The organism is Albidovulum salinarum (assembly GCF_025673475.1).
Lineage (GTDB): Bacteria > Pseudomonadota > Alphaproteobacteria > Rhodobacterales > Rhodobacteraceae > Albidovulum > Albidovulum salinarum.
In genome coordinates, this window is the sequence record NZ_JAOVQO010000008.1 from 143,378 (window position 1) to 158,908 (window position 15,531).

9 protein-coding genes and 1 tRNA gene are annotated in these 15,531 nt (G+C 66.0%); 5 read left to right on the forward strand and 5 right to left on the reverse strand.

What is annotated here, in order from left to right:
• Positions 1–614: 614 nt before the first annotated feature.
• Entirely contained in the window at positions 615–1,925 is a 1,311-nt protein-coding gene (locus OEZ60_RS10215; RefSeq protein WP_263335616.1) for an HlyD family type I secretion periplasmic adaptor subunit, read from the reverse strand.
• Positions 1,925–3,649: a type I secretion system permease/ATPase gene (locus OEZ60_RS10220; protein ID WP_263335618.1), complete on the reverse strand. Its 1,725-nt coding sequence runs from the start codon at positions 3,647–3,649 to the stop codon at positions 1,925–1,927. Before OEZ60_RS10220 ends, OEZ60_RS10215 begins: the two co-directional genes overlap by 1 nt.
• Positions 3,650–4,068: 419 nt before the next feature.
• Between OEZ60_RS10220 and OEZ60_RS10225 the strand changes: the two genes are divergently transcribed.
• Positions 4,069–6,090 (forward strand): DEAD/DEAH box helicase, encoded by a 2,022-nt coding sequence (locus tag OEZ60_RS10225; RefSeq protein WP_263335762.1) that lies wholly within the window; start codon positions 4,069–4,071, stop codon positions 6,088–6,090.
• A gap of 26 nt (positions 6,091–6,116) precedes the next feature.
• On the opposite strand, the gene OEZ60_RS10230 is transcribed toward OEZ60_RS10225, so the two are convergent.
• Entirely contained in the window at positions 6,117–10,949 is a 4,833-nt protein-coding gene (locus OEZ60_RS10230; protein WP_263335619.1) for an NAD-glutamate dehydrogenase, read from the reverse strand.
• Positions 10,950–11,247: 298 nt separating this feature from the next.
• Here OEZ60_RS10230 and OEZ60_RS10235 point away from each other — a divergent pair, with 298 nt between their 5' ends.
• Positions 11,248–12,561 carry an alpha/beta hydrolase gene (locus OEZ60_RS10235; RefSeq protein ID WP_263335620.1) on the forward strand — a complete coding sequence of 438 codons (1,314 nt, stop codon included), beginning with the start codon at positions 11,248–11,250 and terminating at the stop codon, positions 12,559–12,561.
• Between the two features lie 290 nt (positions 12,562–12,851).
• On the opposite strand, the gene OEZ60_RS10240 is transcribed toward OEZ60_RS10235, so the two are convergent.
• Both OEZ60_RS10240 and OEZ60_RS10245 read right to left on the reverse strand, forming a co-directional pair.
• Positions 12,852–12,928 (reverse strand) — tRNA-Arg (locus tag OEZ60_RS10240).
• 95 nt (positions 12,929–13,023) lie between these two features.
• Positions 13,024–14,424 carry a sensor histidine kinase gene (locus OEZ60_RS10245; RefSeq protein ID WP_263335623.1) on the reverse strand — a complete coding sequence of 467 codons (1,401 nt, stop codon included), beginning with the start codon at positions 14,422–14,424 and terminating at the stop codon, positions 13,024–13,026.
• Positions 14,425–14,718: 294 nt separating this feature from the next.
• Between OEZ60_RS10245 and rpmH the strand changes: the two genes are divergently transcribed.
• From rpmH to yidD, 3 genes are read left to right on the forward strand one after another with little or no spacing between them, the layout of a single operon-like run.
• Complete coding sequence (rpmH, locus tag OEZ60_RS10250) at positions 14,719–14,853, forward strand: 50S ribosomal protein L34 (RefSeq protein WP_128186791.1); 135 nt, start codon at positions 14,719–14,721, stop codon at positions 14,851–14,853.
• Positions 14,854–14,875: 22 nt separating this feature from the next.
• Positions 14,876–15,295: a ribonuclease P protein component gene (gene rnpA, locus OEZ60_RS10255; protein ID WP_263335627.1), complete on the forward strand. Its 420-nt coding sequence runs from the start codon at positions 14,876–14,878 to the stop codon at positions 15,293–15,295.
• On the forward strand, positions 15,292–15,522 hold the full coding sequence (gene yidD, locus OEZ60_RS10260) for a membrane protein insertion efficiency factor YidD (RefSeq protein ID WP_263335630.1): 231 nt from the start codon (positions 15,292–15,294) through the stop codon (positions 15,520–15,522). The genes rnpA and yidD overlap by 4 nt, the downstream gene beginning before the upstream one ends.
• The last annotated feature ends 9 nt before the right edge of the window (positions 15,523–15,531 follow it).

Sequence of the window (15,531 nt, forward strand, 5' to 3'; positions counted from 1 at the left end):
GCCCTCCCGAAATCGCCGAAAATGTTTCGTCGGAAAGCGGGCATCATCAACATATGCACTTGGTACCCCTACAAATTATGTGACAAATATAACACTTATTTGACACTACTTTTCGATTCACCACAAGAGGATATGCCTAATCCCAAAGTGGCAAGCCGACAGGCCTCGCCGGTCAATCATAAGGTTTGTTCAAGAAACTCATAGTTCCGGGCACCGGAGGCTGGCCGGCATCCTCCTCACCGTCCACGCCAAGAGGGCAATCCTTTGAAATAGCGGCGATTGTGCCACATATCCACCCCTTGCACGGGCCGCCCCACCGCAAGGGGGCGAATCGGGCGACTGCCGTCGCAGCCCTTTCCGGCGCGCTCATGGCTTCACGAAGTCGGCCCCCACGAGTTGCCGGGGCATCACCGGTCGCGGAAACCGGCGGGCGGATGCGAGCGGAACTGGTCCGCCATCACCCGCGTCGACCGGGGCCGGGCGGCGACAAGTCTCGTTGTCGGCTCACACCCCGAGCGACGTCGAGCAAGGCCGCGCCGGACGTGGAGCGATCCCGAGATCCGTTGCGGGCTTCCCGTCGCGTCGGGTGCCCGCAGGGCTAGTGCCCGCCGCCTTCAGCTTTCGCGAAATGCCCGGTTGAAGTAATTGACCATGGGGCGGGTCAGGTAGGATAGCGGCGTTCGATCGCCAGTCCGCAAGAAACTCTCGACCGGCATCCCGGGGAGAAGCGTCAGGTCGGGCCGGTCCTCGAACGCGTTCGGATCGGGCGTCAGGATCGCCTCGTAGTATTGTGCGCCGGTCTTCTCGTCGGTCACAGCGTCGGCCGAAACGCGGCTCACGGTCCCGTGCACTTCCGGGGTCGTGCGGCTGTCGAAGGTCGTGAAGCGGAGGATCACGTCCTGGCCGGGTTGAACCTGATCGATATGGACCGGGTTGATGCGCGCTTTCACCTGCAGCGGTTGGTCGCCCTGTACGATGTACATCATCGGCTCGGCCGCGCGGATCACGGACTGGAGCGCGAAGACCCGCGAGTCGAAGACCACGCCGTCGACAGGCGCCCGGACATCGAGACGGGTGAGACGTACCTGCAGACTCAGGCGCCGCTCCTGGAGCTCGATCTCGGCGTATTGGAGATCGCGTATCTGGGTGATCGCGTCTTCGCGCTGGCGGTCGGAGAGCTTCAGGATCTCGATCTCGGTGGCCGAAATCCTCGCGCGCGCCTCGGCTGTCGACGAGGTGAGGCGGCCGATCTCGCCCTGAAGCCGCGCTTCCTCACGGCGCAGTTCAAGCACGCGTGACGCCGAAACGAGCCCCTTGTCGAAAAGCGCGCTCTGGTTGCGCAGTTCCTCCGCGATCAGGACGAGCTGCCGCTTCAGCGCCACAAGCTGCGCCGCGACGCCTTCGATCTGGTTCTCGATCTGCCGTACCTGCTCCCGTAGCCCGTCGGTTTCCTTGGCGATCGAGTCGCGGCGCGCCAGGAAGAGCGATTTCTGACCCCTGATCTGGCCTTCGACCCAAACCGGATCGAGTGCAGCGAAACTGTCGTCGATGGTGAAGACCGGCGCTTCCAGGTTGTCGCGTTCCGCTTCCAGTCGCGCCCGTCGCACGAATATCTCCAGCAGTTGGCGCTCGACCGTCGACAGTTCGGAGCGCAGGAACGTGCCATCGAAGCGAACGACTATGTCGCCCTGCCGGACCATGTCTCCATCGCGCGCGAGGATGTTGCCGACCACGCCGCCATCGGGATGCTGGATCACCTGCTGGTTCGACTGCACCACGAGGACTCCGGGCGCGACCACCGCGCCCGCGATACTCGTCCCGACACTCCAGGCGCCGATCCCCCCGGTCAGCATCGCCAATGCGGCGAATCCGATGACGAGCGGCAGACGCGCGCTCCACCGGGCGCGGTTCGGATCTTGCGTCATCACGGCGCCCTCCGGGTGACCACACGTTGCACGTCACTCGCATTGCGGATCATCGACTTGATGATCTCGTCGCGTGGGCCGTAGGCGGCCACCCTGCCTCCATCGAGGATCAGGAGCCGGTCGCAGGCCGAAATGGCCGTCGGCCGGTGCGTCATGATGACAACCGCGCGCTGGTCGGCTTTCATGGCCTCGATCACGGCGTTCAGCGCCTCGGAGCCTTCGGCGTCGAGCGCTGAATTCGGCTCGTCGAGAACCAGGAGAACCGGGTCGGCGTAAAGGGCGCGGGCAAGCGCGACACGCTGCTTCTGACCGCCCGAAAGCTGTGCATCGGATTCGCCGGTCCGGGTATCGTAGCCGTTGGGAAGCCCGAGAATGATCTCGTGTGCGCGGGCCTTCATGGCGGCGGCCAGCACCCGGTCGGTGTCCGGATCGGGCGCCATATGCGCGATGTTCTCCGCCACCGTCCCGTCGAAGAGCCGGATTTCCTGTGGCAGATAGCCGATGAACTGGCCGAGCCGCTCGGGCCCGTACTGATCGAGCGTCGCGCCGTCGAGCCTGACGACCCCCGATTGCGGCGCCACGAGGCCGAGGATCACCCGCGCCAGCGAGGTTTTCCCCGACCCGCTCTTGCCGATGACGCCGATCGCTTCGCCGGGCGCGACGTCGAGGCTGACCCCCTGCAGGACCGGCCGGTCCGACCCGCGGACCGCGACGTTGATGCCCCGGACCTCAAGCCGCGCGGCCGGCGCAGGAAGCTGGGTCGGTTCGTCGCGCGCGGGAACCGCGGACAGAAATCCGCCGAGGGCGGTCCATCCGGCGCGCGCCCGCTGCACAACCGGCCATTGCGAAACCGCCAGTTCGATCGGCGCCAGCGCCCGGCCGAGCAGGATCGACCCCGCGATCATCGCGCCGGCCGTCAGTTCGCCCTGCAGCACCAGCCAGGCGCCGAGCGCCAGGATCGCCGATTGCAGGAACAGGCGGAACGCCTTGGTGAAGGCGCTGAAACTGCCGGTCCAGTCATTCGCCCGGATCGTCCCGTCGAGCGCCGCATCCTGAAGGCTGGTCCACCGCCGGACCATGTTGCCGACCATTCCCTGCGCCCAGATGAGCTCGCCCGCCCCTTCGGATTGCTTGGAGAAGTTCAGCGCCACGATGGACTGCTTCTGGGCCTCGGCGACCTTCTTCGCGGTAATGAGCTGGTTCAGAAGCGTCGCCAGAATGAGACAGGTGCCGCCCGCGACCGCGAGCCAGCCGAGATAGGGATGGAAGATGAAAATTGCCGTCAGGAAGACAGGCGTCCACGGCAGATCGAACAGCGCGAGCAGGACCGGCGCGGTGAAGAAGGTCCGGATGGAATCGAGATCCTGCGTCGCCCTGATCCCTCCCTTGCCACGGTGATGGAGTGCTACATCCTCGAGAACCGCGCGGAAGACGCGGTCGTCGAGCGAGGCCTGGAAGCGGGCCCCGACGCGAGACATCACCCGGCCGCGCGCGAATTCCAGAAGCCCGTAGAGGGCGAAGAGGCCGGCAACGAGGATGGACAGCGCGACCAGCGTCTCTTCCGATCGCGATCCCAGCACCCGGTCATAGATCTGAAGCATGAAGAGCGGACCCGTCAGCATCAGGAGGTTGGTGAAAACGCTGAAGATGAGGGTCGCAAGAAAGAGCCCCCGGCTGCCGGCCCGCGCCAGCGAGGGTTCGCGATGTGAAATCCTTCCGGCCATACAGAACACCCGTTAATCGCGTCGTGCCGGTTGCCGGCCACGACATTGGTACTTGGTCACGCGTATCGTTCGTGTTTTCGCGTCCAGCGACGTTCGTTCCGAATAGAACCCGCCCCCTCCCGCATATGCAGCAATCAAATTAATAAATGGGCCATCAGAACATCACTAACCGGACAATTACGTAGGCTGTCCCAAAGGCGCTCGTGAGTCAAATGCTCACCGATTCGCGCTCCGATCCGATCCGGCCATTCCCGCGGGCGTGGCGACCCGCGATCCTAACCGCCATCGCCGGTCAAATCGCGGGACGTGGCGCAACAACCATAGGCATCCGCCGCAAATGCTGTTAGGGGGACTGGTCTCGCGCGGCCATGACCGCGCCCAATGGCGGCATCCGCCACAACTCCACGGACCCTTCCTGCATGATTGCCCCCCTTTCCGACGCGCTCGCCGAACGAGGCTATGACACACTCACCCCGGTGCAGCAGGCGGTCGCCGATCCCGACCTTGCCACATCGGATCTGCTGGTCTCCGCGCAGACGGGTTCGGGCAAGACCGTGGGCTTCGGCCTTGCGATTGCCCCGACGATCCTCGGCGAGGCCACGCATTTCGGCCCGGCGGCCGCTCCGCTGGCCCTTGTCATCGCACCGACGCGCGAACTTGCCTTCCAGGTGATGCGCGAGCTCGGCTGGCTCTACGCGAAGACCGGGGCGCGGGTCACCTCCTGCGTCGGCGGGATGGACACGCGCGAAGAACGGCGGGCGCTGGACCGGGGCGCGCATATCGTGGTCGGGACGCCGGGACGGCTGCGCGACCACATCGAGCGCGGCTCTCTCGACATGAGCGGGCTTCGCGCGGTCGTGCTCGACGAGGCCGACGAGATGCTCGACCTCGGCTTCCGCGAGGATCTCGAATTCATGCTCTGCCAGGCACCGGAGGACCGGCGCACGCTGCTGTTCTCGGCCACCGTATCCCCGGGGATCGCGAAGCTCGCCGGTCAATACCAGCGCGACGCGCGCCGGATCAGCACCATCGGCAGCGCCGAGCAGCACGCCGACATCACCTACCAGGCGGTGCGGGTCGCCGCCTCGGACAGCGAGCACGCGATCTTCAACCTGCTGAGGTTCCGCGACGACGAAAGCGCCATCGTCTTCGCCAACACGCGGGCCGCCGTAAGCCACCTCACCGCGCGGCTCGCCAATCGCGGCTTCGCCGTCGTGAGCCTTTCGGGCGAGCTGAGCCAGAGCGAGCGCACCCATGCGCTTCAGGCGATGCGCGACGGCCGGGCGCGGATCTGCGTCGCCACCGACGTCGCGGCGCGCGGCATCGACCTGCCCAACCTCAACCTCGTGATCCATGCCGACCTGCCGACCAATACCGAGAGCCTGCTGCACCGCTCCGGCCGGACCGGCCGCGCCGGGCGCAAGGGCATCTCGGCGCTCATCGTGCCGCCCAAGGCGGTGAAGAAGACCGAGCGCCTCCTGCAATGGGCCAAGATCAAGGCGGAGTGGTGCGTCGCCCCCTCCGCCGAGGACATCTTCCGCCGCGATGAGGAACGGCTTGTGGCCGATCCCGCATGGGACCAGCCCGCGACCGAGGCCCAGGCCGCCTTCGCCGCGCGGCTTCTCGCGCGTCACAGCGCCGAGGCGATCGCCGCGGCCTACCTGCGGCTTTACCATTCCCGCCAGTCGGCGCCGGAAGAACTGCTGCCGCCCGACACGAAATCCGCGCCGCGAGACCACGCCGATTTCGGCCCGCGCCGCTGGTTCGCGCTTTCGGTCGGCCGGGACGACCAGGCGGAGGCGCGCTGGATCCTGCCGCTCCTGTGCCGGGCGGGCAACCTCGACCGGTCGGCCATCGGCGCCATCAGGGTGCAGGCGTCGGAGACATTGGTCGAGATTGCCGAGCGCAGCGTCGGTGTGTTCTTGGCGGCCCTCGGCCCGGATCGGGTACTGGAACGGGGAATCACCGTCCGGCAGTTCGATGAGGCGCCCGATCAGCCCCCGGCGGGCCATGCTCCGAAAAGGGAGCGCGCGCCGTTCCGCGAGGAACGCAAGGAGCGCAAACCCAAGTTCGGTGAGAGCAAACCCTGGCCGGGCAAGAATGTCGCGCCGCGCAGGGAGGAGCCGACCGCCGTCGGCGGCGCGGAGCGGGAGCACGCCTCGACGACGGTACGCAAGCCCAGCGAAAGCGACGGCAAGCCGGTGCGGGAAGGCAAGGCCGCGCCGGCGAAGGGCAAGATGTACAAGACGCAAGGGGGCAAGGACTGGGCCAAGCCCGCCAGCAAGGCGAAGGGCAAAACGGCCAAGACGCCTCCGGCGGAACGCGACGCATCCGAACGGCCGGCGCCTGTGCGGCTTGCCAAGGCAGGCCCGCGAAAGCCGGGCAAGAAGGAACCGAACCGCGACGGCGGCCACAAGCCGCCCCACCGGGGCAAGCGTTAGGATCGCGAGGCGGGCGTCCCGCGCGCCTAGCCCTTGCTGACCGCCCTCAGCTGCGACGATGCCGCCGCCAGCTTGGCGACGCTGAGAGCACCGCTCGCGCGCAGTTCGGCCATCATCCGGTCGGCGCGCGCGGCGGCCTCCGCGTTTGCCTCGATCCATTTGGTGACGCTCGACGCGCCGGGCTTCGTCCCCTCAACGGCCAGAGCGGCCGCGCCGATCGCCGACTGCTGGGTGCGCAGTTCGGCCATCAGCCGGCCGAGCGCGATGCGCTCCCAATGGTCGGTGGGCTCGATCTGGCGAGAGACGGACCGCAGCCAGTCGAGGCCGAAACGCGCGCCGGCGGCAAAGTAGTTCGCGGCCACGTCCGCAACGTCGCGTCCGAGCGTCGCGGCCACCTCCACGATGTCCAGGGCACCGCCGAGAAGCTCCAGTCGCGCGATCTTTTCGGCCAGCGCCTTCGGTGCCTCCGCCTTTGTCAGTTCCTTGGTGCGCTGCGTAAGGCGTGTCTTGGAGAACTCGGCGATCATCTCATGCGCCGTCGCGGCGACTTCGGCGACGCCGGGGCCGTAGAGCTTGATCGCATCCTGAACCGGCCCGTCGCCGCCTTGCAGCAACCGCAGGCTCTGGGCGGCAACCATATCCGACAGCGCCAGATGCATCTGGACCTGGGTCAAAGCCGGCGCCTTGTTGTCCAGCGCATTGACCTCGGCGGCGATGGCCGGAAGGCCGAACACCTCGCGCGCGATGATGAAGGCGCGCACGATCTGCCCGACCGACGCCCCGGTTTCCTCGTTCAAACGATGATAGAGCGACGGCCCCGCTTCATTGACGAAGGCGTTCGCGGCAACCGTCGCGATGATCTCGCGCCGGAGCCGGTGGGTTTCGAGCGCCGCCTTGTACTTGGCCCGGATCGGGCCCGGCATGTAGTTGGTCAGCAGCCGTTCCATGAAAGGATCGTCCGGCAGATCCGAGCCGAGCAGTTCCGAAAAGACGTTGATCTTGGCGTAGGCGACCAGAACCGCGATTTCCGGGCGTGTCAGCCCCCGGCCGTCCTTGCGGCGTTCGGCAAGCTCCTCGTCGGTCGGCAGAAGCTCCACCACCCGGTCGAGCAGGCCGCGCCCCTCCAGCGCCCGCATGAACCGCGCGTGATCTTCCAGAAGCGCCGGCGCCCGCGCCTCGACGAGCGAGATTGCCAGCGTCTGGTTGTAGTTCGTCTGCAGGACCAGTTCGGCCACCTCGTCGGTCATCTTGGCGAGGAGCGCGTTGCGCTGCTTGTCGGTCATGTCGCCGGCGCCGACGACCGCGCCCAGCGCGATCTTGATGTTGACCTCGTGGTCCGAACAATCGACGCCGGCGGAGTTGTCGACGGCATCGGTGTTGATCTTGACGCCGCGGCCCGAAAGCTCGATCCGCCCGCGCTGCGTGACACCGAGATTGGCGCCCTCGCCGACGACGCGGGCACGCACTTCGTCTGCGTCCACCCGGGTCGCATCATTCGCACGGTCGCCGGCATCGGAATGGGTTTCCTCGGACGCCTTGATGTAGGTGCCGATCCCGCCGAACCACAAGAGGTCTGCCGGCGCCTTCAGAAGCGCATGGATCAATTGGAAAGGCGTGACGCGGTCGGACTTGAGGCCGGTCAGTTCCCGGATCTCTGGCGTGAGCGCGATCGACTTCGAAGACCGCGAGAAGACCCCGCCGCCCTTCGAGATCAGCTTGGCATCGTAGTCCTGCCAGCTTGACCGCGGCAGTGCGAACATGCGGGTCCGCTCGGCAAAGCTCTTGGCCGGGTCGGGGCTCGGGTCGATGAAGATATCGCGGTGGTCGAAGGCCGCGACCAGCTTGATCTGGTCGCTGAGCAGCATGCCGTTGCCGAACACGTCACCGGACATGTCGCCGCAGCCGATCACGGTGAAGGGTTGCTTCTGGACGTCGTGGCCGAGCTCGCGGAAATGGCGCTTCACGGCTTCCCAAGCCCCCTTCGCGGTGATGCCCATGCCCTTGTGGTCGTAGCCGTTCGAGCCGCCCGAGGCGAAGGCGTCGCCCAGCCAGAACCCGTATTCCGCCGCCATCCCGTTGGCGATGTCCGAGAACGTCGCCGTGCCCTTGTCGGCCGCGACCACCAGATAGGGATCGTCGCCGTCCCGGCGCACGACCGCCTCCGGGGGCACGACATCCTGGCCGTCGAGATTGTCGGTGATGTCCAGAAGCCCCGACAGGAAGGTCTTGTAGCTGCGGATCGCCTCGGCGAGCACCTCGTCGCGACTGCCGCCCGCCGGCAGGGCCTTCGGCAGGAAGCCGCCCTTGGAGCCGAAGGGCACGATGACCGCGTTCTTGACCTGCTGCGCCTTCACGAGACCGAGCACCTCGGTGCGGTAGTCTTCCTTGCGGTCCGACCAGCGCAGCCCGCCGCGCGCCACCGGGCCGCCGCGCAGATGCACGCCTTCGATCCATGTGGAATAGACGAAGATCTCGCGCCACGGACGCGGCTGCGGAAGCTCGTCCAGCGCCGCGCTGTCGAACTTGAACGAAACATAGCCCTTCGGCTGCCCGTCCGCGCCAAGCTGGTAGTAGTTTGTGCGCAGCGTCGCCTGGATGGCATTGCGGAACCGGCGCAGGATGCTGTCCACGTCGAGGCTCGCGACGGCCTCGAGGGCCGTCTCGATCTCGTCCGCGATGCCGGCCGCCTTGGCCTCGCGCGAAGCGGGGTCGCCGCCCTCGGCCGGGTCGAACATCGCATGGAACAAGGCAACCAGCGATCTCGCGATAGCCGGATTGTCGGCAAGTGCGTCTTCCATGTAGTCGATGGAATAGGGAATGCGCGCCTGGCGCAGAAAGCGGCTGTAGGCGCGCAGCGCCATCGTTTCGCGAACGCTTGTCCCGGCCAGAAGCACGAGCCGGTTCAGCGGATCGTCGTCGGCCTCGCGCGACCACACCGCCGTGAAGGTCCGCTCCAGCTTATCGCGCAGGTCGGACAGGACGAACGTGCTGCCATCGGCCGACTGCATGAAGAAATCGTGCACCCAGATATCCTGCTCGGCGCGGGTGACCTTGAACGGGTGCTCCTCGAGAACCCGGAACCCCATGTTCTCAAGCACGGGAAGGCAATCCGAAAGGGGCACCGCCGGCCCGAGGTGATAGAGCTTGAACCGCACCGACGTGTCCGGGTCCTCGAGGCGGCGGTAGAACTTCAGCGCCAGCGGCCTGTCCCCGGTCAGCTCTTCCATCTTCGCGATGTCGGCGATCGCGGTCACGGTGCTGTTGGCATCGCGATAGCCGTGGGCAAAGCCCTGGTGGTAGAGCGCATGGAGCCGGTTGCCCTCATGCTCGCCCAGCTTCTCGATCAGGCCGTCGCGCAGGACATCGCCCCAGCTTCGCACCGCGCCGACGATCTGTTGTTCGATCGCCGCGATGTCGTAGTCAGGCGCGCCGCCGGGCTTCAGCGCGACGACAAAATGCACGCGTGCCAGGGCCTCGTTGCTGAAAGACGGCGTCCATGTGGCCACGCGGCCATTGAGCGTCTCGGCCAGGATATCGCCGATCTTGATCCTGAGCTCGGTGTTGTAGCGTTCGCGCGGCACATAGACGAGGCACGACACGAACCGGCCGAAACGGTCGGGCCGCACGAACAGCCGGGTCCGCGGCCGGGTCGCCAGGTGCAGCACGCCGACGACGTTGTCCTGGAACCTCTGGTCATCGGCGCTCTGGAACAACTCGTCGCGCGGATAGGTTTCCAGCACGTTGGTCAGCGCCTTCGCGTCATGGCTGTTCGGGGCAAAGCCGGCGCGGGCGACGATCCTTTCCACCTTCTGACGCAGCAGGGGAATCGCGCGGGGGCTTCGGTTGTAGGCCGCCGAGGTGAAATGGCCGACGAAAAGATGCTCGCCGATCACGCGCCCCTTGGCGTCGTAATGCTTGACCCCGATCAGGTCGAAATGCGCCGTCCGATGCACCGTCGAGCGCCGATTCGCCTTCAGGATGAGAAGCGGCGAGTCGTCGGTAACGAAGGCGTCCATGTCGGGCGACCAGTGCGCGTAATTGCCACTGGCATCGCGCAGGACCGAATAGTCCGGATCGCGCATCAACCCGAGGCCGGAGCCATCGACTGTATCGGACCCGAGCTCGCGCCCCTCGCCTATCCTGTATTCCCGGTATCCAAGGAAGGTGAAATGGTCCTGAGCGAGCCATTCCAGGAACTCGATCACCTCGGCGGTCACGCTGGCGATGCCCTTCGGAGCATCCTTGCGCAGAGCGCCCACCACGTCGGACAGTTTGCCCAGGATCGGCTTCCAGTCGGTGACCGCGACGCGCACGTCGGCCAGGACCTGGAGCAACTCCGCTTCCAGCGTCTTCAGGATCTTGTCATCCGCGATCTGATCGACCTGCACCTGGATCACCGACTCGCGCATCGCGCCCTTGGCGTCCGGGCCGGTCAGCCCGGTCAGCGCGCCCTTGGCGTCGCGGGTAACCGTCAAAACCGGGTGCAGCAGCGCGTGGATGCCGATGCTCCGCTCGGTCAGGAAGGCCGTCAGCGAGTCGACAAGGAACGGCATGTCGTCATTCACGACCTCGAGCACGCTATGCGGCGAAGCCCAGCCGTGTTCGGTCATGCCCGGATTGTAGAACCGGACATGCGGTGCGCCGGGTTTGCGGACGGCGCAGAATTTCCAGAGCGCCAGAGATGCCGCGTAGAGCTGCTCGGACCCGGCGCCGAGCACCTCGTCGAGCGAGACATTGGCATAAAGCTGATCCAGTGCCTTAAGGAAGCTCTCGCGTTCCGCCTTGCCGAGCCGCTCGGCGCCGATCTCGCGAACCGCCTGGAGTTTTTCGGTCAGAAGGCTTTGATCTTTCTGGCCCAAGGCTTGTCCCCCGCTGCTTGCATGTCTGTTACGCCGCAGGGAATCTCACCCTGTCTGGGGTCCGGGATCGCTGCGACCTTTCTGGGCAGGTTCAGGTTGTGCCGCAATTGCGCTTGGCGTCAAGTTCCGCGTTCCGACAAGGCCGCTCGCCGCCATCGGCGCTCCCTTTCCCGACGCGCAGTCAAGCCGAAAACCGGCTGTACTCAGTGCCCGGAAACTTGACGCCGGTCAGTTTTACGGCCCAACCTCAACAGGCCCGACAGAACGCACGCAGTCCGGACCACAAACGGGGAAGACCGTGAAAGCAGAACAAATTGTCGCGACGATATCGCATGTGGCGCTCGTGGTTTCCACATTTCTCCTCGCGGCATGCGGCCCCAATATCTACGACGTGGTCGAGCTCATGCCGTCGCCGACGATCTACGCAGAGGCCAATGCCGACCCCTTCGAAGGCGTCAACGCCGGAAACGTGTACGACCGCGCCAAGCTCTTCTACGCGACGGACAGGGCACCTTCGGGACGGGATGATCCGCAAGCGTATTACTCGAACGAGCGAGGACACGTCCTGCGGGGCGGCGTCGCCAGGGTTAGGATCGACCCGCCGCTCGACACCTGGGCTGATATCCGGCGGGTGACCCTGGTGAGCGACCGCGACGCGACCTACAGGCTGCGGCTGTCCGAGGTGCAGGAGTTCGGCGTCTTTCCCTTTAGCCTCACGCGTTACTTCGCGGATGCACCCTCGCAACAGGAGATGCAGTCCGCCGGTCGCGAGTTCGCCGCCCAGATCGACGCGCAACTGGCGAGGTCCCGAAACAAGGACATCTTCATCTACACCCACGGCTACAACGTGGACTTCGACTACTCGACCCTTGTCTCCAAGGAGTTGCAGCACTTCCTGGGGTATCAGGGCGCCTTCGTCAGCTACAACTGGACGGCGACACCAAGCCGGTTCGCCTATTTCCGGGACCAGGAATCTGTTCTTTCGACACGCCGCAATCTGCGGTCACTGATTGAATACCTGTCGGCGAATACCCGTGCGCGCCGCATCCACCTCGTGGGCTACAGTGCCGGCACACGGCTCGCGTTCGAAGCCGCCTATCAGATCGCGCTCCAGCCCGAACCGAAACCCCGGCTGGGACGGCTGATCCTGATCGGGAGCGATCTCGACGCCTCCTTCGTGCTGCAGGCGCTCGAGGACGGTCTTATGGATGCAGTCGAGGACGTGACGTTCTATCAGTCGCAGACCGACTCGGCGCTCGCCATGTCGCGCTTCGTTTTCGGGCGCCAACGGATCGGCCAGACGGCAACGAAAGGTACGGTTGCTCGGTCGATCGCGGAGGGCCTGGCGAAGACCGACGGCCTGCACATCATCGATGTAACCGCCGCCGAGGCGGCAGATACGGGCAACGGCCACTGGTACTTCCGGTCCTCGCCCTGGGCCAGCAGCGACCTGTTCATTTCGCTGCTGACAGACCGAAATCCAGGCCAGCGCGGTCTGGTACGCGCGCCAGGTGAGGTGGTCTGGAGATTCCCGCCCAACTACCCGGAAATCTTGAAGTCTCGGAAATCAGTTGCGACCGCGTCGACGCTGCGGAACGCACAACCGTTCTAGTCGCGTCCGTCGAACCTGGACCGGCGACTCACTGCGGATATCCGAGAGGTTTCCTTGCAGAGATCACTCTGCAGCCGTAACCAATTGTTGGTGCCGGCGCGGTCAGCCGGCCTCGGGAAGATAGGCCACGACTTGCCGCAACATCTGCCAGAACGCCTCGGGGCGTACCGCTGTCTTGAGACAGGGCGCACTTACAATACGACGGCGACGGGCACGCTGCCATGCTGGCGCAATAGCGCTGTCGCACAAAGGGAGGATCGTCCCTGCAAACGATTGTAATTCAGGAAAAATGGCGCACCCGAAGAGATTCGAACTCCTGACCCCCAGATTCGTAGTCTGGTGCTCTATCCAGCTGAGCTACGGGTGCGTGGCGTGGCATTTAGCTGCCCGTTCGCGGCAATGCAAGGGCAAACCTCGCGAAATCGACACGAAGATTGCAGGAGCTTTCAAAGCGCGCTGCGGTCAGTGCACGGCCGAAGGGACAAGCTCGCGCGGCAGGTGGATCATGAACTCGGAGCCCTCGGAATCGGAGCGCACCAGCTCCAGCCGCCCGCCGTGGCCGCGGACGAGTTCCGCCGAAATCGCGAGACCGAGGCCGCTGCCGCCCTTGCGGGTGCCGCCCTGGAACGGCTGGAACAGGTGCTCACGCGCGCGCTCGGGCAGGCCGGGACCGGTGTCGCCGACCCGGATCCACCAGCCCTGGTCGTCCTCGCCGGCGGCGATCTCGATCGTGCCGGCGGTTCCGGTCGCCTCGATCGCCTGCCGCGCGTTGCGCACGAGGTTGGTGAGAACCCGGTGCAACTGCTCGTGATCGGCGCGGATCGAGAGATTGGCGGGAACGTCGGTCACGAACTCGGCGCCGGATGCTTCCGACGCCAGCGTCTCGCTTTCGACCACGTCCTTGACGAGCGTCGACAACATGAAGCGGGTCAGCACCGGCGGCGGCTCCTCGGCTTTGCCAAAGACGAGCGTCGATTCGCAGAGGCCGACGGCCCGGCTGATCGAATTCACGAGCTTCGGCGCGGCGCGCTTGACCATCGGGTCGGCGCTCGACTCCATCCGGTCGGCGAAGAGCTGCGCGGTGGTGAGGATATTGCGCAGGTCATGGCTGATCTTCGCCACCGCGCCGCCCAGCTGGGCCAGCCGATCCTTCTGCCGGAGCGCGCCGGTCAGCTGGCGCTGCATCGACTGCAGCGCCTCCTCGGCCTCGCGCAGTTCGACCACGCGCGCCTGCGGCTCGATGAAGCGGCGGGCATCCTCGGGGGCCTCGGCATAGACGCTCATGTGGCTGACGACCCGGTGAATCGGCGCGACCAGAAGCCGCCGTACAGCGAGGAAGAGAAGGACGGCCGTCACGCCGGAGATCACCAGCGACAGCAGGAAGATCCGGAACCCGTACTCGATCATCGCGGTCCGCAGCGGCGCGGTCTCCATCGTCGCCTCGATCAGGAGGCCGGCTTGGCGCACCGGCGCGCCGATCACCCGGATGATTCGGTTCCTGGGATCGACGAGGGTCACCAAAGCATCGCGGATCAGCTCCCAGGCCGGGGCGTCGCGCAGGTCGTAGCTCGCCTCGATCGGCGCGGGGATCGGCGAGGAGAGGACGAGCTGGCGCACCTCGTCGCGGCGCAGGACGACGTTGAACACCTCGGCATTGTCGAGAAGCTCGCGTTCGAGGTTCGCGTCGATCATCTCGTCGGTGGCCAGAAGCGCGAGCGAGGCAATCTGGGCGCGTTCGAGACGCGACAGGATGTAGTCCTCGCGAAACCGCGCCACCGACGGCACGAAGATCAGCACTTCGGCCAGCATGACGAAGAGCATCGTCAGGAGCAGGAAGCGGCCGGACAGTGTGTTGAACAACATCAAACGATTCCGTTTCCGACGTCCGCTATCCATGCCCCGGGGTGCAATTTCCGATTGTGCAATCCTTCGTCCGATCCGAAGATAGCCCTTCGCTGCGGCGTGTTAAACCTCCGATTGCCGAAGTCGTTCTGGCGACACGCGAAATCCGCCCTGACGATTCGGGGCCCACGACGAGGAAAAAACTCCGCCGCCCGAGTTGACTTGATGCGCGGGCCCGTCTAATAGCCGGGCTTCGAATGACAGCGGCCTTCGAATCCCGAAGGGTTTGGGCCGCCCCAAACCGGAGTTGAAGCGATGAAGCGCACGTTCCAGCCGTCGAACCTCGTTCGCGCCCGCCGTCACGGTTTCCGTGCGCGCATGGCGACCAAGGGTGGCCGCAAGGTGCTGAACGCCCGCCGCGCCAAGGGCCGCAAGGTCCTGTCGGCCTGAGGCCAGCCCGACCGCAATCGGCATGACACCGCCGGAGGCACCCGTGCAAGGCCCAATCGGCCGGGGCACGGAAACGCCGCCGGCGGTTTCCGTTTGCCTGATATTGTCCAAACGCGCCGACTTCCTGCGCGCCGCGCAGGCCCGCCGCCAGGGCGCGCCGGCCTTCCTCCTCCAGGCCCGCCAGCGCCGCGAGGGGGAGGCCGATCCGCAGGTGATCCGCGTCGGTTTCACCTGCTCGAAGAAACTCGGCAATGCCGTGGCCCGCAACCGTGCCAAGCGGCGGCTCAGGGAAATCGCCCGCGCCGTGCTTCCGGCGCAGGGTCAGCCCGGCTGGGACTATGTGCTCGTCGGCCGCCCTGAAGCTACCGCGACCCGCGATTTCGCGCTGATGCGCGCCGATCTTGAGCGCGCGCTCCGCCAGATCCACGGGGCCGGAAAATGACCCCGCTCGCCCATCTCCTCGCCCTGCCGGTGCGCGCCTACCGGCTCCTTCTCAGCCCCTGGCTCGGCCATTCCTGCCGCTACCAGCCGACCTGCTCGGCCTATGCGCTCGAGGCGCTCGAAAAACATGGCGGGCTGAAGGGCGGATGGCTCGCCGCGCGGCGCATTGGCCGTTGCCATCCCTGGGGCGGTTCGGGCTACGATCCGGTACCAGACAAGAAGAAGTGACGGGCGCCG

Bases quoted from the DNA above. Each gene is read 5' to 3' on its own strand.
- OEZ60_RS10215 (WP_263335616.1), bottom strand. From the start codon at position 1,925: ATGACGCAAGATCCGAACCGCGCCCGGTGGAGCGCGCGTCTGCCGCTC.
- OEZ60_RS10220 (WP_263335618.1), bottom strand. From the start codon at position 3,649: ATGGCCGGAAGGATTTCACATCGCGAACCCTCGCTGGCGCGGGCCGGC.
- OEZ60_RS10225 (WP_263335762.1), top strand. From the start codon at position 4,069: ATGATTGCCCCCCTTTCCGACGCGCTCGCCGAACGAGGCTATGACACA.
- OEZ60_RS10245 (WP_263335623.1), bottom strand. From the start codon at position 14,424: ATGTTGTTCAACACACTGTCCGGCCGCTTCCTGCTCCTGACGATGCTC.
- rpmH (WP_128186791.1), top strand. From the start codon at position 14,719: ATGAAGCGCACGTTCCAGCCGTCGAACCTCGTTCGCGCCCGCCGTCAC.
- rnpA (WP_263335627.1), top strand. From the start codon at position 14,876: ATGACACCGCCGGAGGCACCCGTGCAAGGCCCAATCGGCCGGGGCACG.
- yidD (WP_263335630.1), top strand. From the start codon at position 15,292: ATGACCCCGCTCGCCCATCTCCTCGCCCTGCCGGTGCGCGCCTACCGG.